Here is a 20,203-nt window from a genome sequence, read left to right as displayed (position 1 = left end):
CGCTAGATGGGGAACTCGAACTCCCTCAAGTCGACGTCGAGTTCGATTCCGAGTGCTTCGGCCAACGCGACACCGTGTAGATACGCCGCAACGTCCTTCGACTCGAACTTACCGAACCGCGGTGCGACGCAGTGATGACAGGCCGCCAGAGCGAAGGCTCTCACGGCCTCTTCGTCCGCTGACATCCCCTCCACACGCTCGGCTGCCATCCAAGTGGCACCACACGGAGCACCTCGGACGACTCGTACCTCCCGGACCCTTCCTCCGGACATCGACACCTCCAGTTTCGGTTTTCCGAACTTCTCGGCGAACCGGTCGACCTCTGGGATGCCGGTTTCAGGCAACAGGGAACACATGGTGGTCTCTGGGAAAGCGACGGCGTCGTGACTGCGCTTTATTTCCTCTCGAACCGCCGGATCAGGGGAGATGCCGTACAGTATAGGTAAGTCACAAACTTCGGCCAGTGCGAGTTGCAGATCCGGATGTTGGAGGTACGAAACGACGAGGTCGAACTCCGAGTAGGACGATGGCAAGAGAGCCCTCACATAGTCTTCATCCAAAATAACGTTCTTCGGAGGCTCCTTCACTTCTAGGAACTCGACGTCGAAGTCCGACCTCGACTCTACGTTTTCCGCGGCCCTACTCCCGTATCGGTAGCCTAGGAACAGTACTCGCATCGTGGTACCCTCCGTATCCGCTCTTTAAAGAGACTTTGAATTATTCAAAAATCTTTCAATCTTCCGGTCGACCTGCTCAGCCCGCGGTCTCCTCTTCACCCTCTCCGCTCGCCGTATCCTCATCATCATGATGCGACGCGCTCTCCAGCTCCGCTTCTCGAAGAATGTCGAGCACTCCGTAATGGGCCGCACCTATCACGAGAACGGCTTTGGTTACGTCCTCACGGCTGTGGAGGAACTCGATCGTGTTCTCCGCGATAACCCGATTGCGCTCGTCGATCAACACTTCGGCTATCCTGGGAAAAGCACTCCTGAGCCCACGAACCATCTCCCGAGCGGCTTCCTCGTCCGCGACGGATGATAGCAGGGCATCCCTGGTCTGACCCGGCCGGAGTAACGATCGTAAGACATCGATGGTCACGGAGAGCTGGAACCTCAGAAGTTCCCATCTCGAAGCTTTCATTTTTACCCTTCGGAAGACCCAGCCGATGTCCATATCCACGGGAACTATCTCAGCCTCCAGCTCCAGTGCCGCTTCGATGGCACCCTTGATGTCCTCACCTAACTCTCCTCCGACTACGCGACCTACAATGCGCTCAGCTGCGGCGATTAACCTCCCAGTGAGACCGCCGGTCCGTGATCCTGCTCGCTCACCGCGAAGTTCAGCGAGGAACGAGAGCAGCCTACCTTCACATAGCTCCACCAACACGGCTTCGGGATTTAACTCCAAAATTTTACGCCGGACCCGGTCGCCGTCCACCCCGGCGTGTGCGGTTCTAATCACATAGAGCTCTGAGCCGAACATCTCGAACCGATCCATCAGCAACTACCGGGGCACCACCATACCGTCCTCGTAGACCGGTACGACTTCGAACTCGTCCACACGAGCGCAGAACTCGACGTCTTCGAGCCTCCCGCGTTGCTCGAGCACGTGGCCAGTCCTCGAGCCTTTGAACACCTCCTCCGCCGGAAGACCGCGGGCCATTTCCATGGCCGCTCGTGTCCTACCGTCGGCAGGTTCTCCGCATACTAAGTGCGCGATGTAGCCCGCCGTGTAGGTGTCCTCGACAGCGAGCATCCCCCGATGACCCGCCTCCACGAAGCAGGTGTCACCGGAGAGTTTCGAGGCCACGGCCGAAGCGTTCAGCAGGCTACCGATCAGCACCTCCTCGTGAACCTCTGCGGCCCGTAAAATGGCATCGGTCCCATTGGTGGTTACCATGTACAATGTCTTTCCCTCAATCTCATCGGCGTGGCGCAGCAGCTCGGTCGGCGAGTTACCGTAGTCCGCGAAGTCGATCTTCTTACCATGGTGTTCCCCGATCGTGGGTCCATCCACCCGTTTGAGTTCCTCCGGGGAAGAAAGCGGCACGACCGCTTCAGCTTCCAGGGCCAGGGCCGTGACTATCGTCGAGCTAGCTCGCAGCGCGTCCACGACTACCCCTATCTCGTACCCTTCTTGAGGTTCGAGGCCGGACACTAACCGCAACTCGATCTCCCCCGGAGGGGGTGGTAGGTCGTGGTGGCTGTCGCGTTCCCGTGGAGCCTCTTTTCCGAGGAGACCGACCCGAAGATCTACACTTATCGGGTGGGGACCCTCGCGCGTGCTCTGGCTATATATCGGGTGGAGGAGGTCTATCTATACGGCGATGGTGTCGGAACCCGCAGGAACGCGGAGCGGTTACGAAAACTCTTGGAGTATCAGGAATGTCCACAATACCTTAGGAAGAGAGTATTCAGACTGGACCGTGACCTAAGGTACGCCGGAGTCATGCCGCCGCTGAGGGCTCCTCACCATAAGGTCCACCCGCCGAAGGAAGGTGAGGTACGGGAGGGTTACGTCGTTAGGAGGAGTCGGAACGGAGCGCTAGTGGACGTGGGTGCCGACCGCCTCGCACGCGCCAAACGGCGCTTTAAACCACATGAACGGGTGACCGTACGAGTAGTTTCCGAGGATCCACTGGAGGTGGAACCGGCCGAGCCCGAGGAGTACTGGGGGTACCGAGTAGAGGTTGTGACTGGGCTTAATGAGGTGTTAAGGAAATTTAAGGACGGTATTATTGTGACTTCAAGGTACGGTGAAAACGTTCGGGAAGTCGAGTTCAATACTCCGGTAAAGTGCGTGGTGTTCGGATCTGGTAAAGTGAGCGTTCTGGACGTAAATCCGGAGGTTCGAGACGAGTATCTAACGATCAACTTCGTGCCAAATCAAGGGGTGCAGGTAGTGAGGACCGAGGAGGCCGTCCACGCCACCCTTGCCGTGCTCAACTACTTGGGACTGATATAAAGACCTCCGCCGGCTCTCCATCATCACACCGGCTGTCAGCCGGGGATTACCTCGTCATCGGCCCACATGTAAGTCAGTTCGGTAACCGCACGGCGATTTATTTATTAACAGCGAATCCCGCCAGTGCAAGGAATTAGACGTGGAGGGGGGTGGTCGGAGTTGTCTGAGGTCACGAAGGAGTTCCAGAAGGATGTCGAAGAGATTAAGAGAAGGCTTCGTGAAGGTGAGCTAACGAACCTAGGAGCGGCCTTGGCGGTGGTGTTACTAGCGAGCCTTAAGGGTCAATGGATTAACGTTGATGAAATCGTTAAGGTGCTTAAAGAACTAGGATACAACGTCAAAGCCAACAGCATCAGAAGCGCACTCTACAAGGTTAGGCAGGAAGGGCTGCTGAAGTCGAAGCGTCTCGGCCGTAAGACGGCGTATTTCATCCCGGTGGACGATGACGAGACGTTAGGAGCCATCCTCCGACGCGTCACCGGAGAGGAAGTCCGGGAGAAGATAGTAGAGGAACTACTCGAGGAGATCCACGGAGACTGAACCTCCCTCTGCCCTCATCCGGAATCGTTACGAATTATAGAACGTTCAGCGCCTGGGCGGAACCTGTGGTCTTCTAGTAACATCACAATCGAAAGAAATATTAATAATGTCCCGGAATCGACGCACTAGGGGATGACTTAAGTGAGACGGTTGCTCGTGATTCTGTGCTGCGTAACGGCGATGGGACCCGCCAGTGCGGTCACGCTCGAAGACGTCGACCAATGCTTGAAGGACAGCACAGCGTGGCTGGTGGAGAACCAGTTCACCGAGCAGGACGTCGGTAAGACCTACACACTTCGGGATCCAGGTGGCACCTACAACGGTAATCAGTACGAAGTCCACTTTGCGACCGAGCAGGACGGCCAACTGCAGGACGAGGGTCCGGCGTCCAGGGACTTCACGGTAGAGGACGTCGATATCGGCACGTGGCCGACCACGTACAAGGGAGACTGTCGGATAATTTACGTCAAAAAGTATAACTACTTCTCCTCAGACCACGGGCTGGAGGCGGTTAAACTGGGAGACAAGATATTGGCTCTTATTGACAACAATAAGCGCATAGTTTACGTTAAAAAGAATGATAAGTACGGATACGTCGGGTTTGGAGGCGAGCCAGGGTACTCAATTACTAAATTTACCATTCCCATGTTAGTGCTAGCTGTAGAGGAAGGAGTGACAGATGAACAGTTCAAAAATGCTGTAAAACGGGCTATTAAGTGGGTACTAACAGTCAGTAATCCACGTGGGTACTACTACCAATACTCGCTCAAGGACATCAGAACAACGCTTGAAGAAGAAAATGGATACATCCGTACAGGATCGATCGGCGGTGTCTGCCTGTACCAACTGATTCCATTGTTAATCGGCCGTGAGTTAGGACTTGTCGACGACGATTTATGGAACTCAGTCAAAGACGACGCCTTGTACATTATTAAAAATGCGATCCTGGCTCCAGAAGTATACTGTAGCTCGAAGCAGAACAAGAAAGATGCGCTGATAGTCGACTCGAAGAACGGGATAGCTTACTGGGTCCGACAGAGGTTGAAGGACGGCATCTGGGTTGATTACAGCGCCGTCTACGACACCGCCGGCGCTGTGCTGACGCTGATACATGCCATCAAAACGGGGCTCATAAGTGAAAACGATAATGTGAGCGTTGAAGGATCGACGTACAAGGTAGCTGACATAATCAAGTACGCTGTTAACTTCTTAGTGAAGCGGTTCTACGAGGGCAACGGTAACCCGTGCTTCCTGGAGAAGCAGGCAGTGGAGCAGGGCTTGTACTCGAAATCCTACTACTACCCAGTTAAATACTCCTTCTACGCGCTGTGGGCGATCCGTGAGGCCGAGAAGGCGGGGTACCTGAGCGACAAGGCGAGGGACTTACTCCACGACGCGCTGAGACGGTACGTGTGCTGGCTCTACGGAATGCAGCTCGAAAACAAGCCAGGGTACTTCCCATACAACGAGTACATCAAGGGATCACCTGACTTCGCGAGCACGTGTGCGGCCTTACTCGGACTGTGTACGGTGGTGGATCTCGGCTACAAGGACAACCTGACGGTTCAGTTGATAAAGAACGTCGTTAATGCGATTGTCAACCAGTACAAGGAAGCTATTAAGAACGGACTCAAGTACTACTTTTACGTGCCGACACCGCAAAGCTCCTATTACCTTTACATGAGCCGGTTCTTCAAGGACCGTGAAGCCAACGAGTGCGCCTTCGCTACGGCCCACGTAGTGGCGGCGTTGAAGGCCGTGGAGAACCTACCGAAGAGTGTGAAGTACGAAATATTCGGACGTGCCAGGGCCAGGAAGAGGGTACCCACGGTACCGCTAGTGATGGCGACTCTGAGCGTGCTCGCGCTGGCATTACTGCGGCGCCGGTGATCCACTCCCTCCCACCCAAACGATCTTTTTATAAAGTCATTCCGACCGGTCGCTCGGTACTCCCATGAGGGGGTGGCCAATGAGTTTCAAGCCGGCACTCGTAATCACGCTCGCATCCTTGATCGCGGTATCGCCCGTTCACGCCGATAAGTTGGTCATCATCACCAGGTATTGGTCCACCGGTATCCCGGCCGCGAAGGCTGCTTCTGGGTTCCCTGTGACCGTGATCGTTGAGGACGCCGTTTCCAAAGGATTGATCTCAGAAGACCTCGTTAGGAAGGAGGTTGAATCCGCCGATACCTTGTTATTAATCCATACGACGAGTAACACAGTACTCGAAAACATTCTCAACGAGGTTATCTCGGAGTCAAAAAAACGTGTGTTTGAATTCGATAACGTTCTTCCGGTACCATCGGATGCGAAAGAGCTGAATCAAATAAAAGTTGATTGGCACGGGTTAAAGATACCGCTCTCCATGTACGTACAGTCACGTTCCGTTCGGAACTTTCGTTCTCTTCTCTCCTATCTCCTTAATGGACATCCCGGCCCTTACCATCTATTCGACGGATGGATCGAAGGTTATGATCCTTTTAGGGATGAAATAATTCGACCGTCCGATCCGGATCCGGAAGAAGTGGCCGATCTGATCAGGCGGTACGGTAGTAAAACTGTAACCCTCGGTCACACGCGTTATCCAGTATGGTTTGTGGAACTTCTTCGCAAACACCTACCACGCGCTGTCGCCGAAGTAATGAACAAAATGTTGGACATATCAAACATCATCTCTGGGATTACAATGGTTACCGCAAGCGTTATTGCTGAACACCTCAGTACAACTCATACGAAGAATACCAGCACACCACCTTACTCAATGATTCAAATATTACGCTTGATCCTATCACACGACGCTTCCAAAATTGAAAAGGAACGTATACCTTGTGTGCTCATAATCGTCGATACAACGAGGTTAGAAAGTGGTTGGACGGCCCCCATTCGCGAATTGTGTAGGGCGCTGATAGAGCGTGGTTTGGTACCGATAGTACTCGGTCTCCATTACGATATCCTTGACGGTTGTTTCGAGGATGTACTTTCCGCTCTCGAACACGTGATATCGAAGTTAAAGCTATTTAAAGTGGAGGCGATTGCACTTCTCCCTGGTTTCTTCAAGATGCGTTCCCCAGATTCACCGGAGGTAAATCTTCTGAAACAGCTGAATCTACCCGTGATTAAACTCGTGAGTCTACCCTGGACGATGAGCGAGTGGCAGACGTACTGGCGAACTCCGAGCGGCCTGGACTGGTCCGCCTTGTATCACATCGTGATTCCGGAAAACATCGGTGCAATCGAAGGTATCCCCATCTCGGTTCGCGAGTGGCGTAAGGACGGTCCAGAAACGCTACTGGATCGCGTAATGTGCACGGACGAACCTGTTCCCGAGATGATCCACATAGCCGCCGACAGGATCCTCGCTTGGATAAGACTCAATAACATCCCAAACCGGGAGAAGCGTGTCGTGATACTGTACTGGGCTTCGGAGCCGGGTAAGGAGGGCGTCGGAACGGCTTCATCGTTGGACGTGCCCGCATCGATCGTGAACTTCCTCGCATGGCTGATTAAGGAAGGGTACCGCGTCGAGATTCCAGAGGAACTTAAGGAGAAGCTGTTGGAGTTCGCGGACGAGATCCCGACCGACGCTCGAGGATTATCGATCAAGGAGATGCTGCTGAAGATTGCAGAGCTAGAAGAACGGGCGGAAAAGCTCGCCCAGGAGGGTAAGTGGAAGGAAGCTCTCGATCTCTACTACAAGGCCTATCTCCTCGTGAGGCCACTCGCCGATGCACTAGGACGCCTCATTGTGGAGGAGGGTTCCAACGTCGGTTCGTACATATTGAGGCGTGTGAGCGTGGAAGGTCACAAGCTCGTTCTCCGACTACTTGCCTATGAGCACGGTCGGTTCGTGGAGCGGGAGCAGGAGATCCGGTACCTGTACCTGTTGCCGCTCGACGAGTATCTGAAATGGTACCGGTCGCTGCCCGAGGAAGCCAGGTTGTGTGTGGAGAAGGGTGTCTTCGGGTACCTAGAGGCGGTGCTGCTTCAAATCCAAAAGCACGGTCCGATTACCGACCCGCTGAAGTTACGGGTTATCGTCAACGGTCTGAAGTCTCTCGTATCTTACATAGCGGGTCACCTGCAATACCTGGACGTTCCCGAAGAGACGAAAGAACAGTTCCGGCGGGACGTGGAGTCACTGGTGGACGCCGTCATCGATGCACTAACGGACCAGAAGAAAGTGGGGCGCGCCCTCGAGCTGTGTAGGTCACTTCATGCTAAGTGGAGCCGAGTCGAGGCTTTCTACGGTTGGTTCACGGGTTGGGGACCGCCAGAGCGCTCCCGGTACCTCGTCGAGATCGACGGGAAGATGTACTTCGTGATACGGGGGATCGACTTCGGAAACGTCATCGTCGCGCCCCAACCCGCCAGAGGATATTACGTCGGGATCAGCGTCGCGTACCACTCTACTGTACTTCCACCCTGCCACTACTATCTGGCCTGCTACTACTACTTCACCCGGGTGTTCCGGGCGCACGTGATCGTGAATACAGGTAAGCACGGGACGTACGAGTGGCTGCCGTACAAGCCCCTGTTCATGTCTTGGTGGGACTTCCCGCAGATATGCATCCAAAACGTGCCCCAAGTCTACCCGTACTACGTCGCGGACCCGTCGGAGGCTCTGGTGGCGAAGCGCCGCGGCTGGGCCGTGATAGTGAACTATCTACCGCAATCCCTGGCCAAAGAAGAACTCACCGGCGACATGGGTCGACTCCTAAAGTTGTTGGAAAGGTATCAGTCTTCCCACTTGAGCTCTCTGAAGCTGGCGATCCTGGAATTAGTGAAGAAGACGCGTGCCTACGAGCTGCTGAACCTGAGCTCGCTGGAGGCGTTTGAGAGGAGATTCGACGAGAACTGTGCTAAGCTGTACTTCCTACTGCACGACCTGGAAGAACACGAGGTGGTTCCGATCGGCCTCCACGTGTTCGGGATGCCGCCGATCGGAGAGGATCCCGTAAGCACTATGGCCAGCTTCGCAGCGAGGGTACTCCTGAACGAGGTGATGGGGTCACTGGACTACTCCAAGGCTCTGAACGTATGTCGCGAGGTGATCGAGCGGCCTGAGACGCGGGACGTCGACGACCTACACCGTGAAGCAGCCCGGATCGTTGAATTACTCTTCGAGAGTGCGCGGCTCGAACGTGCGAACTTCCTCAACGCGCTGAGCGGTGGCTACGTGCCGCCGGGTTTCAACTCTAGTCCTTTCAAACAGCTCGACGCGTTACCTACCGGCCGGAACGCGTGCATGTTCGACCCCAGGAAGTGGCCTGACTGGATCTCGATCAACGTAGCATACACTGTTGCGATCCCACTACGTACTGTCACTAGAAAGGTAGTGGCCTTCGACTGGGCGACGGACAACATCAACACCAGGGGACTGCCGATCGCGGTTCAGATGCTCCTGTTGGGTGTACTCCCACACCGTAACTCGGATTGGATCGTAACGGGCGTCGACCCATCCCTTTGTATGAACCCCAGCGGCGTGTTCTATACCCGACGCTTCGGTCAGATCTTAGTTGTGGGCCGCATCGTTCGGATGGAGTCGCTCGGATCGGGTGCCGTTCGCCTGGTGATCGAGCCTCTGATGGGTGGTCAACGCATCGAGGTGCGGTGCCCGGTCAGCGTGCTGCCGATACCGCTCCACTTGGACGATGAAGTCATGGTGCTAGGTACGCTGGTACCTACGGGCGGTCGTGTAGAAGTCGTTAACGCTAGGGTCCTCTCTGAGGAAGAGGTGAAGAGAATCGAGGACGAGGTACTCACGCCCACGCAACTCTTGGCCGTCGGACGGGCGTTCGGTAGACTTCCGATCCGCGGTAGGGTCGATCGGGTAGAGGGACGGTGGATCACCCTAACGGACGGGCGTACGGAAGTCCGGGTTCGGATTGACGAGGGGCGTGTGCCTGAGGAGGGAGAGGTAGTTACCGTGATCGGCACGATAACGCTCGTGGGAGACAGACCGGTGATCTCGGCCAGCCTGGTATTACGGCGGGTTCCACGTCGGCTTACCGATGTGATCATCACGGGTACTTCGTGCTTCCGAGACGTGTTCGCACACAATATCCTGACGGAACTGTTCTTGGGTAGGGTGGCGGCGATTCTGGCCGCCGAACCCTATCTGGCACGACTACTCGGTCACAGCTCACTGATCGTCGGCGACGTGGACAAAGTTCTGGAGATCTGTGGTCCCGAGGAACATCCAGTGTACTGCGTCCGTCGGTGGCTACGCGAGATCGTGGAGCGATTATCTCAGGGTGAATGGAAGAACCCTATCCACGAGACAGTGCTACACGTGTACCTGGCGGCGCTGTGGCGGGCGCTCACGACTCCGGACGAGGAGTTGGCTCGCGAGCTCGAGGAGGGGCTGAGGCGGCTCTACGACCTGATAGAGGAGTTCTGCGCGGAACACGGGTACGACTTCGAATCCGTCGTCAACACCGCGTCCTCACTCGCCGTTCTCGTGCCACCGGCCGAGAATTATCCGTTCCTGGACTGGGCCGTCGTCTACTTGGCGCTGTTGTCCTGTCGGGAGTCGAGCCGAACCTCCACTCCTGGTACCGGTCTTCGGAGACCTTCGAACGTCGGGATCATCACGGGTTGGGTCGATCAAATTCGTGGAGTTCCGGACGAAGATCTCCCGTTACTCGCCGCGTTCAACGTGTTCTGTCAAGCACCCGGCGACTACACGAACGTGATCGGCAAGACGATCGAGTCCGGAGAGTTTCTGCTGGAGGATCGGTTGAACCTCGCGATGAGTTGGATATCCGGTCTCAGCTACGTCTACGGGCCGAAGTATTGGGGAGCCAGCTTCCCGCTTCTCCTCGCGTTGAACCTCGCGGCGCCCGACCGCACGCTTCATACGATGGTTTCATCCGATGAGAAGGCCACGTTCTTCTACGACGACTGTATCTACGCTTTCGAGGGCGGTTTGAGGCTGGCCGTAAGCGCTGTCAACGGGCTGCTACCCAAGCAAGAGACGATGATCGACGCGTTAGTCCTGAACCTTAGGAACACAGCCCTTGGCTCTTACGTAGGCGGTGATTATTCGCGGATGGCGCGCCGGCTCGCGGAGGAGATCCAGCTGATGATCTCGGTGAACCCGAACCTGGCCCCTTGGTTACGTGATCTCGCACCCCAACTCGGCGCGGGGAGCTACTTGGCGGCGCTCCTGGCTTCGAACATGACCTCGTTATTCTCCACCGTGACTACCCGTACACTCGCCACGCTCACCGGGAACGAGATGGCCGCGTTTCGGTACTCCTTCCTCATGCCCTTCGACACCTACGCATGGTACGATCTGATGCGTACGGTCTTCAACCCAACTTATGTCCGTGGACTCCGATTCCACGGGTACTCGGGTGCGGTGGAACTCCTGAAACGCCTCAGTTACCTCATCCGCGGCTGGTCCACTCTCGCACCGGGGCTCCTCGGCTGGGAGGGTATCCTCCGCCGTACGGCCGCGACACTCGTGGAGAACCGGGACTGGCTGGCGCGATATTCCCCGGAGGGCCTGTTCTCGCTGGCGGTGTCTTTGCTCGTGATCGCGTATGACCGGGCTCAACATAAGCTTATCAACGAGGAAGTCCTCAAGAGCCGGGAGTTCGTAACCCTCGTCCGGGACGTGATCGTGCCCGAGCTCCTCCGAGGCGTCCTATGCTGCTGTCCGGGAGTCTGCGGGAACCCGGTAGTGCAGCGGCGCCTCTTAGAGGCCCTCTCCCAGTACGAGGGACTGGTCCCCAACCTCAGAGTGGCCATGGCGGTCTTCGCCACCAACTACATGAACAACCCGGAACTCGCCGCTCGGATCCTCCGGCAGCTCACCTCCACGTTTACGAGAGGAACCATCCCGACGACTGTCACGGCCGCTAGAACCTCCGTTGTTCATGCCGTTAGAACATCATCGTCTCAAATCACCCAAAGTCGGGCCACCGGTAGTCTAGCGGCCACGGTTTCGGCTATGATCGTGTCGGCTCTAGCTAGTCAGGCTGCGCTCAGCGGCTCCGGTCGAGGTGTCGTCCCGGTGTCGGTTACGGGCGTCCCTCTCCGTGGTACTGTCGGCGCGAAGTCGGCTGCTACCGTCGAGGTAAACGTCGGAAGTTCGGCTGATAAGGGTAAACCCTCGCAGGGGAGACCGGCGAGGGTCTCGGTACTTCGTCGAACCTCGGCGCAATCTCCAGTCACCACTTCGGTTCCTCGCTGGATACTCGTAGCCCTCATTGTCGCGTTGCTGGCGGCGGTCGTCCTGGTCGGCACGCTGTGGAGACCGAGGATCGGGACTTCGCGAGGCTGGTGAAGAGGTTATTATCGAGAGAGTCACCAGAGGCGCCGACGAACGTCGAGGGGGCCACGCATGAGCGGTGACAAGGACCGTCGGTTACCGTTCGACCGAGATCGGGAAATGGTTACGAAAGCCGAGGCGGAAACGGACCCTCGGTACGGTTGTCCTCCGGAGGAGCGCCCTATCGAGGAGTACATCATGAAGGGTGTTATCAACCTAGATAAGCCAGCCGGGCCCACATCGCACGAGGTCGTGGCTTGGGTGAAGGAGATCTTCGGTCTGTCCAAGGCGGGTCACGGTGGTACCCTGGATCCTAAGGTCACGGGAGTCCTTCCTATCGCCCTCGAGAAAGCCACGAAGATAATCCAGACGCTGCTACCGGCGGGCAAGGAATACGTGACGATTATGCATCTCCACGGCGATGTGGACGAGGAGGAGCTGGAGCGCGTCGTGAAGGAGTTCGAGGGGACGATACTCCAGCGGCCACCGTTACGCTCGGCGGTCAAGAGGAGGGTACGTCCTAAGAAAGTTTACTACATCGATATCCTCGAGATCGACGATCGCGACGTGCTGATGAGGGTCGGGTGTCAGGCTGGTACTTACATCCGGAAGCTGTGTCATGACATCGGTGAGGCCTTGGGTGTCGGTGCGCACATGGCTGAGCTTCGAAGGACGAGGACGGGGCCGTTCTCGGAGGAGAACGCCGTCACTCTCCACGACGTGAAGGACGCGTACGAGTTCTGGAAGGAGTGTCGGTGGGAGGAACCCTTACGACACATCGTACGTCCGATGGAGGAAGGCCTAGAGCACCTACCGAGGATAGAGATCAGGGATACTGCCGTCGACGCCATCTGCCACGGGGCCGACCTGGCCGCACCGGGAATCGTTAGGGTGGAGAAAGGGATCCAGCCCGGCGATCTAGTCGCCATCTTCACGTTGAAGGGGGAGGCGGTAGCGCTGGGAGTGGCCAAGGCTACTTGGAAGGAGATGCTACACGCGGATCGGGGTATTATGGTGGACACCAAGAGGGTCCTGATGGAGCCGGGCACGTACCCGAAGGCTTGGGGCTAAAGACCTCTGGAGAGCAGTACCGTCAAGTTCTCCACCCGTGCCTCGACGTCGTTGCGCTCGAGCCCTTCCCTGAGGTTGTATTCGCAGAACGGACAGACCGTGGTCAACACTTCGGCCCCGGTCTCGCGTACCATGTGAGCCTTCACGTCGGACATCAGCTCCGCGAGCTCCGGTAGACCGGATCGAACGCCCCCGCCGGCCCCGCAACACCGATCCGGTTCCTCCATCTCAACGAACTCAACGTTCTCGATCGATCGGATGAGCTTCCTGGGCTCGCCCTCGACACCTTGTCCCCGCTTCAGATGACACGGATCGTGATACGTAACCGTTGTACGCTCCTGGAGCCGGAATCCCCGCTCGTGTGCCCTTATCTCTACGAGTAGCTCCGTGACGTCTAGTACGTCCCACTCGAACCTATCACCGAGGAGTTCGGGGTAGTTGTTCTTCAGCGTGGCTCCGCAGCCGGCGCAGACGGTGACGATAACATCGGGGTCGACCCGTCGGAACGTCTCCAGGTTCTCGAAAGCTAGGCGTTCGGCACGGTCGTACTGCCCCGTCCTCAGGAGTGGTGAGCCGCAACAGACTTGCTCCCGAGGAACGATCAGTCTGACCCCTAACTCCTCGGCCAGCTTAACTAGGGCTTTCCCAGTATCGGGTAGTCGGTAATCCACTAGGCATCCAGTGAAAAACATGGCCTCGACGTCTCCCTCCCCGTACTCGCCGGAGTACTCCTCTATGAACGACCTGTTCCCCTTCTCGACGGACCTGCCCGTGCGTACGGCCCTTTCTCCTAGCTCCTTGTGCTCGGGTAGTGGACCTTTACCTTCCTCGTAGAGTCTCGCCCGTAACGTCTCGACAGCCTTCGCCGGGATCTCTATGTCCTTAGGGCACACTTCGGCGCAGGTATGGCACGTGGTGCAGGCGTACACGGTGTCGTCTATTCCTGGAGATTCGTCCCATTTTTCGACTTCCTCCGCTACCTTCCGTAGTACGATCGGGCCCGGGTTCCGCGTCGATCCCGACTTGATCACGGGACATTCGGCGACGCAGCAGAGGCACTCGATGCAAGATCTTAGCTCGTACAATTTCCGCTGCTTCTCGGGTTCCATTCGACGGAACCACTCCCGGTAGGATTTGGGGGAGAGAGGCCGGAGCCTCGACGTGACCGCCGACCAATCGATCGCCAGGTCTTTGACTACTGGTAGGTGCCTCAGGGGTTCCACGGTCACTTCCTGACCTGGTTCCAACAAGTACTCACAGGCGAGTCGAGCTTTCCCGTTCACGAGCACAGCGCAAGTGCCACATTGAGCGTTCCGACACGAGAACTCGAACTCGAGGTCCTGTATCTCGTGCTCCTTGATCCACCGTAGCGCGTCGAGTAGCGTCATCCCCTCACGATACGGGACTTTCACGCTCTCCGATCGCTCGGCGGTCTCGATGCGGATCACGACGGCTTCGTCCAAGTTCCTCACCACCTGATCTTGGTGAGGTCCAACTCCACATCCGTGATCTCGCGGACGAATTCGACGGCAACGCGTCGACCCAGGTCGAGTGGGTCTCCAAGGTAACCGAGGTCGCGTAGGGAGGAGGCTGGGACGGGAACACCCTCGGTTGTCACGTTGATCCCGAGGTGCGCGAGCGAACCGGGGCCCGCCGGCTTGAAAACCGACACGGTGAGCTTTCTGCCGTCGTGTAAGAGGTCGTCACCGTCTCGGTTCAGATTTGTCGATAGTTCCCTCTCGATGACTTCCTTCGCTACCACTACCAGCAACCTTTGAAGTAATCCCGATACCAACGGATCGGCTCGGGTGGGGTCGTCCACGAGCAAATGCAGCACGTCGTTGCCCCGGATAGGCGAGCCGACATCCTCAGCATCCGCGGTGTATTCCGTCCTTACGTCCATCGGGCCTCGAAACACCACTACGGCCCGCCCTTTAATTCCGTACCGCTCGTGAGCGAACGTCCTGCGGAGCTGCGAGCCGTCGTACTCGAGCTCCTCACGGTCGACGATCACTACCCACTGGCCTACCTCTTCGATGGTAACGCTCCCTCTAGCTCTAACAGCCTCCTCTTCCATTCCAACCCCCACCTGAACCCACCGAGCCCGTCGGTGGCTACGACGCGGTGGCATGGCACGATTATCGGGGTCCTGTTTAGGGCGAGGGAGACTCCCACCACCCGTGGATGGATGTTGGCCTTTTGGGCGATATCCCCGTAGGTGACCACTGTCCCGTACGGGATCTCGCGGACGAGCTCGAGCACCTCCCGAGGTTTTCCGGAAACGTTTATCCTCACCGGGACATCACCGAAGTTTACGGGGTGGCCCCGGAAGTACCGCTCCAGGGCACGTTTAAGGGTGCGGAGCGTGCGGGATCTCTCCGCCGCCGGCGTGCCTTCCCCCGGTAGGGTTACCTCTAGCACTACCTCGCCGTCGTGGACTACGTACCCGCGCCCATAAGGCGTTCGATAATCGAACCGGTACCGCGAGGGGGGTGACCCCCCTGCCCGAGCCCGTGCGAGAAGAGGACCTAGACTGGGAAGAGATCGGTCTCCGAGTGGGACTTGAGATCCACCGGCAGCTTGATACCTCCAGAAAGCTGTTCTGTCGCTGTACTCCAGAGCTAGGGGAAGAGGTGCCGGAGGAGCCCAAGGTCAGACGTAAGCTCCGCCCGGTCCAGAGCGAGATGGGCGAGTTCGATCCGGCGGCTTTGGAAGAATTCAAGCGCGACCGAACGTTCTACTACCTGGCGGACGGGTCCTTCTCGTGCCTAGTTGAACTGGACGAAGAGCCCCCGCACGAGCCTTGTTCTGAAGCTCTCGACGTCGCGATTAAGGTTACCCTCCTTCTGGGTGGGTCCGTCGTCGACGAGGTGCACGTGATGCGGAAGATGGTAATCGACGGTTCGAACACCACTGGATTCCAGCGTACAATGCTCGTCGGGTTCGGTGGTGAGGTCCCGACGTCCGAAGGCCCAGTCCGTATCAGTACGGTGTGTCTGGAAGAAGACGCCGCTCGCAAGGTGAAGGGACGTGATCAGGATCTCGAGGTCGATTACTGCCTTGACAGGCTCGGGATACCGCTTATCGAGGTTTCTACGGAGCCGGACATCAGGACGCCGGAACAGGCCCGTGAGGCCGCTGAGAGGATCGGTGAGGCGATCAAAGCCGTAGGCGGTGTGAAGTCAGGAATCGGCACGGTAAGGCAGGACGTGAACGTCTCGATAAAGGGTGGCGCCGTGCAGGAGATCAAGGGTGTTCAGGACTTGAACCTGATTCCTAAGGTAGTCAAGTACGAGGCGTTAAGACAGGCGAATCTACTCAGGATCCGAGACGAGCTTCGTGAACGCGATGTTAGTGAAACGGACCTAGTCAATTGTGAGCCAGTGGATGTTACTGACGTGTTCGAGGACACCGACAGCGAGGTTATCCGTCGGGAACTCGAGCGTGATGGTGTAGTGTACGCTCTGCTTCTGCCCGGGTTCGAAGGGATTTTAGGTTGGGAACTGTGTCCGGGCCGGAGGTTCGGTACCGAGCTCGCCGACTACGCGAGGAGACGAGGGGTTTCGGGGCTGTTCCACTCCGATGAGCTTCCCAAGTACGGTATCTCGGAGGAGGAAGTCGAGACTGTCAGGCAGCGTCTCGGTGTGGAAGACGGTGACGGGTTCGTCTTGATAGCGGGTCCGGAGGATCGTGTTAAGTCCGCCATGGAAGCGGTGAAGGATCGCGCTATCATGGCGCTGAAAGGCGTCCCGGCCGAGACCCGACGCGCTCGGAAGGACGGGACCACGGAGTACATGCGGCCTCGCCCGGGAGCCGCTCGAATGTACCCTGAGACGGACATCCCGCCAGTAGTTATCGACGAGGACAGGGTAAAAGAGCTGGCGGAAAAGCTCCCGGAGAAACCTTGGGAGCGTAAGGAGAGGCTCACCGAAGAGTACGGTCTCGGGGAGGAGTTAGTTGAGCAGATGTTCGAGCATGGAGTCGTGGACGAGTTCGAGAAGATCGTGGAGGAGACCGGAGCGGAACCCAAGGTAGCAGCGGCCACGCTAGTGAACACGATCCCTCGGCTTGAAAAAGACGGGTACCCAGTGGATAACCTCACCATAGACCACGTTAAGGATGTGCTGAAGCTCTACGCCGAGGGTACCATAGCTAAGTCTGGAATCGAGGAGCTGCTGGGCGCCCTTGCGGCCGATCCGGACTCCGATCCAGAGGAGCTCGCGGAAGAACTCGGCATAGTGATGGTGTCCGAGGAGGAGATCGAGGAGGTTGTCGAAGAGGCGATTCGTAGGTACAAGGATGAGATTCGGGAGCGAGGTATGGCAGTCATGGGCAAGATTATGGGTGAAGTAATGGAAGTCCTACGGGGACGGGCGGACGGTAAACGGGTAAGCGAGCTCGTCCGTGAGCGAATTCAAGAGATTTCGGGAGAGTGATTAGGTTGGACGTCAGGGAGCGCGTGGTAAAGCTCCTGTGCGACTACATCTCTATCCCCAGCGTCAGCGGCGAGGAGGAAGAGCTCTCGGAGCGGTACGCTTCGGACCTGGAGCGTGCCGGCTTAGAGGTGGAAATCGACCGTCTGGGGAACGTGATCGGGCGACGTGGAGAGCCGGAGGTGTGCTTAACGTCACATCTCGATACTGTCCCACCCGACGGGATGGAGAAACCGTTCGAGCCCCGTATCGTCGACGGTAAGCTGTACGGCCGAGGAGCTTGCGACGCGAAGGCCAATCTGGCCGTTTACGTTACCCTGGCCGAGATATGGGATGGACCACTGGAGATAATCGCGGTAGTCCGAGAAGAGACCGATTCGGCCGGCATTCGTCACGTGTTACGTCGTAGGGAAATTCAAGCGAACCACGTGATCAACGGGGAACCGACGGAACTACGTCCCGTGATCGGGCACAAGTCCCGTGTGGAAGTCAGGTTGTGTATCGAAGGGGAGTCCAAACACGCCGGCTCACACAACCCGGAGAACCCCATTTTGAAATTCTGCAGGATACTGCATGACCTCTATGAGACGCTGGAGGATTTTGAGGACGCACTCGGAGTCCCTACCGCCAATCCCACGAGCGTTCACTCCAGGGGGGTGGCGACTAACGTGACACCCCAGTGCCTGGAAGCCGTGTTGGACGTCAGGCTCAACACTCAGCTGTCTCCCGAGGACCTCGAGCGATTCTTTCACGGAGTGGAAGGGGTCTCGGCCGACATTCGGGCAGGAGCACCACCGTTCGTACTCTCAGGCGACGAACCGGTAGTGCGCGCGCTACGGGAAGCCCTAAGTGCCCGCAGGCTCCCGAACGAACCTATTACCTGGCCAGCGAGCACGGACGCCGGTTACATCCGTAAATTGGTTGGTAAGGACGTGGTGGTCTTCGGACCCGGTTCGATCGACTACGCGCACTCCCCTTCGGAGCACGTTCCGATTGAGGACCTCGTAAATGCTGTTCGCGTGCTTTACGACGTTGTGGAATACCTCTCGTAAGTAAAGGGTGTGAACCGGTTTGTGCGGGATCGTAGGGTACATCGGGGAGCGTGACGCGGCCCCCATTATAGTCGACTCGTTGGTCAGGCTCGAGTACCGCGGCTACGACTCCGCCGGAGTCGCCACGATCCACGAGGGTCGATTGTACGTCGAGAAGGATGCCGGGAAGCTGACCGAGGGCGGCGAGCCGACGAAGCTGCAGCGTAACCTCAGAAAGCTCCCCGGTAAGGTTGGAATCGGACATACCCGATGGGCGACTCATGGAGACCCTAACCGGCGTAATGCACATCCGCACACGGACTGTCGTGACGAGATCGCGGTCGTGCACAACGGGATCATCGAGAACTTCATGCAACTTAAGGAGGAACTGGAAGATAAGGGACACCGGTTCGACTCCGAGACGGACACCGAGATCGTACCCCATCTCATCGAGCAGGGGATGAAGGAAGGGAAATCGTTCTTCGAGGCGTTCGTCGAGGCCGTGCGCCGGCTAGAGGGGTCGTACGCCATCGCCGCCATTTGTACCCGCGAGCCCGACGTAATCCTGGCCGCTAGGAAGGAGAGTCCGTTGGTAGTAGGGTTGGGAGACGATGGTAACTTCTTGGCGTCCGATATACCGGCAATACTACCAGAAACGAACCGCGTGATCCCTATCGACGACGGCGAGATCGTCGTAGTGAAGCGGGACGAGATCAAGATACTGGACGTGGAGACCCTTGAGGACGTCACGGAAGAGAAGAAAGTGCAGATAGTCGAGGAGGATCCGCACACGCTGGAACGCCGTGGCTACCCGCACTTCATGCTCAAGGAGATCCACGAGCAACCCGAAGCCGTTAGGAACACGCTTCGGATCGAACGGGAAAACCTCATGGAGATGGCGGAGGAGCTTGTCGGCGGCGATTACACTAAGTTGTACATCGTCGCGTGCGGTACCTCGTACCATGCCGGACTCGGCGCGAAGTACGCCACGGAGTTGCTCGCCAAGTTCCCCGTGGACGTGGTGATAGCCTCCGAGTTCCGATATGTGACAAAGGAACTCGTCGACGAGGACACCCTCGTTCTAGCCATCTCACAGTCGGGTGAAACCGCCGATACGCTAGCGGCGGTGCGGGAGGCGAACGCCCGGGGGGCCACGACGATAGCACTGACCAACGTCGTCGGGAGCACGATCACCCGCGAGGTCGACCACGTCATGTACACCCACGCTGGCTTCGAGAAAGCCGTCGCCGCCACAAAGACCTACACAGCGCAGCTCGCGGCGATGTACACGTTGGCCGTGGAGCTAGCCCGCCACTTTGGTGAGATAACCGACAAGGAGTCGGAGGAGTACCACGATGAGCTGGACAAGGTTCCGGAGATGCTGGAGGAGGTACTCAACTGGGAGCGGGAGCGTGAGATAGCGGTGATGGGTGGTCGGTACAAGGAACGTCCCAACTGGTTCTTCATCGGCCGCGGTCCTGGATATCCTACCGCCATGGAGGGCGCACTGAAGCTCAAGGAGATCACCTACCAGCACGCGGAGGCGTACCCTGCGGGTGAGCTCAAACACGGTCCGCTGGCATTGATCGAGGAGGGTGTGCCGGTGGTCGCCGTAGCTCAGCCAGGCGGCGCCTACGAGAAGATGCTCGCGAACATCGAAGAGGTGAAAGCTCGGGGTGCCACTGTGATCACCGTGGCCGATGAGAAGGACGAAGCCGTGGAGGAGCACTCCGATCACGTCATCCAGGTGCCGAGTATCAGCGAGGTGTTCTCCCCGATAGTCTACACGGTACCGCTTCAATTGCTGGCGTACTACATGAGCGTAGCCAGAGGCATCGATCCTGACTATCCACGGAACCTGGCCAAGAGCGTAACCGTAGAGTGAG

Annotated in this window: 14 protein-coding genes; 8 read left to right on the top strand and 6 right to left on the bottom strand. The window is 57.5% G+C overall.

Features of this window, described 5'->3' with window-relative positions; translation table 11 throughout:
- Positions 1 to 2 precede the first annotated feature (2 nt).
- From BW921_RS02485 to BW921_RS02475, 3 genes are all read right to left on the bottom strand, one after another.
- Positions 3 to 677, bottom strand: a complete 675-nt coding sequence (locus BW921_RS02485; protein ID WP_148688431.1) for a DUF166 family protein — start codon at positions 675 to 677, stop codon at positions 3 to 5.
- Positions 678 to 753: 76 nt separating this feature from the next.
- The gene (locus tag BW921_RS02480) at positions 754 to 1,497 is read right to left on the bottom strand and encodes a TraB domain-containing protein (RefSeq protein WP_168168673.1); all 744 of its coding nucleotides are present in this window, start codon (positions 1,495 to 1,497) and stop codon (positions 754 to 756) included.
- A gap of 6 nt (positions 1,498 to 1,503) precedes the next feature.
- Positions 1,504 to 2,157 carry a 2-phosphosulfolactate phosphatase gene (locus tag BW921_RS02475; protein ID WP_236953784.1) on the bottom strand — a complete coding sequence of 218 codons (654 nt, stop codon included), beginning with the start codon at positions 2,155 to 2,157 and terminating at the stop codon, positions 1,504 to 1,506.
- A gap of 39 nt (positions 2,158 to 2,196) precedes the next feature.
- Between BW921_RS02475 and BW921_RS02470 the strand changes: the two genes are divergently transcribed.
- From BW921_RS02470 to BW921_RS02450, 5 genes are all read left to right on the top strand, one after another.
- Positions 2,197 to 2,964, top strand: coding sequence for a putative RNA uridine N3 methyltransferase (locus BW921_RS02470; protein ID WP_148688428.1), 768 nt, complete (start codon positions 2,197 to 2,199; stop codon positions 2,962 to 2,964).
- Positions 2,965 to 3,123: 159 nt separating this feature from the next.
- Positions 3,124 to 3,504 (top strand): hypothetical protein, encoded by a 381-nt coding sequence (locus BW921_RS02465; RefSeq protein ID WP_168168671.1) that lies wholly within the window; start codon positions 3,124 to 3,126, stop codon positions 3,502 to 3,504.
- Positions 3,505 to 3,645: 141 nt separating this feature from the next.
- Entirely contained in the window at positions 3,646 to 5,394 is a 1,749-nt protein-coding gene (locus tag BW921_RS02460; protein ID WP_148688426.1) for a hypothetical protein, read from the top strand.
- A gap of 79 nt (positions 5,395 to 5,473) precedes the next feature.
- Positions 5,474 to 11,797 carry a cobaltochelatase subunit CobN gene (locus BW921_RS02455; RefSeq protein WP_168168670.1) on the top strand — a complete coding sequence of 2,108 codons (6,324 nt, stop codon included), beginning with the start codon at positions 5,474 to 5,476 and terminating at the stop codon, positions 11,795 to 11,797.
- A gap of 57 nt (positions 11,798 to 11,854) precedes the next feature.
- On the top strand, positions 11,855 to 12,853 hold the full coding sequence (locus BW921_RS02450; RefSeq protein ID WP_148688424.1) for an RNA-guided pseudouridylation complex pseudouridine synthase subunit Cbf5: 999 nt from the start codon (positions 11,855 to 11,857) through the stop codon (positions 12,851 to 12,853).
- Here BW921_RS02450 and tfrB read toward each other — a convergent pair.
- The 3 genes from tfrB to BW921_RS02435 are packed head-to-tail and all read right to left on the bottom strand — an operon-like array spanning position 12,850 to position 15,274.
- Entirely contained in the window at positions 12,850 to 14,316 is a 1,467-nt protein-coding gene (tfrB, locus tag BW921_RS02445) for a fumarate reductase (CoM/CoB) subunit TfrB (protein ID WP_168168669.1), read from the bottom strand. The genes BW921_RS02450 and tfrB overlap by 4 nt on opposite strands.
- Before the next feature lie 5 nt (positions 14,317 to 14,321).
- Positions 14,322 to 14,930, bottom strand: a complete 609-nt coding sequence (locus tag BW921_RS02440) for a DUF366 family protein (protein ID WP_168168668.1) — start codon at positions 14,928 to 14,930, stop codon at positions 14,322 to 14,324.
- Entirely contained in the window at positions 14,879 to 15,274 is a 396-nt protein-coding gene (locus BW921_RS02435) for a methylated-DNA--[protein]-cysteine S-methyltransferase (RefSeq protein ID WP_148688421.1), read from the bottom strand. Before BW921_RS02435 ends, BW921_RS02440 begins: the two co-directional genes overlap by 52 nt.
- Before the next feature lie 92 nt (positions 15,275 to 15,366).
- On the opposite strand from BW921_RS02435, the gene gatE reads away from it, so the two are divergent.
- The 3 genes from gatE to glmS are packed head-to-tail and all read left to right on the top strand — an operon-like array spanning position 15,367 to position 20,202.
- Positions 15,367 to 17,289 carry a Glu-tRNA(Gln) amidotransferase subunit GatE gene (gatE, locus tag BW921_RS02430; protein ID WP_148689293.1) on the top strand — a complete coding sequence of 641 codons (1,923 nt, stop codon included), beginning with the start codon at positions 15,367 to 15,369 and terminating at the stop codon, positions 17,287 to 17,289.
- A 5-nt stretch (positions 17,290 to 17,294) separates the two neighbouring features.
- A complete protein-coding gene (locus BW921_RS02425; RefSeq protein WP_148688420.1) occupies positions 17,295 to 18,338 on the top strand; it encodes a M20 family metallopeptidase in 1,044 nt (347 codons plus the stop codon).
- 19 nt (positions 18,339 to 18,357) lie between these two features.
- Positions 18,358 to 20,202 (top strand): glutamine--fructose-6-phosphate transaminase (isomerizing), encoded by a 1,845-nt coding sequence (glmS, locus tag BW921_RS02420; RefSeq protein ID WP_148688419.1) that lies wholly within the window; start codon positions 18,358 to 18,360, stop codon positions 20,200 to 20,202.
- The last annotated feature ends 1 nt before the right edge of the window (position 20,203 follow it).

The sequence above is a fragment of the Methanopyrus sp. SNP6 genome, assembly GCF_002201895.1.
GTDB lineage: Archaea > JAADCQ01 > Methanopyri > Methanopyrales > Methanopyraceae > Methanopyrus.
Note: the sequence above shows the minus strand (reverse complement) of the source record. Positions and strands in the feature narration are given on the sequence as shown.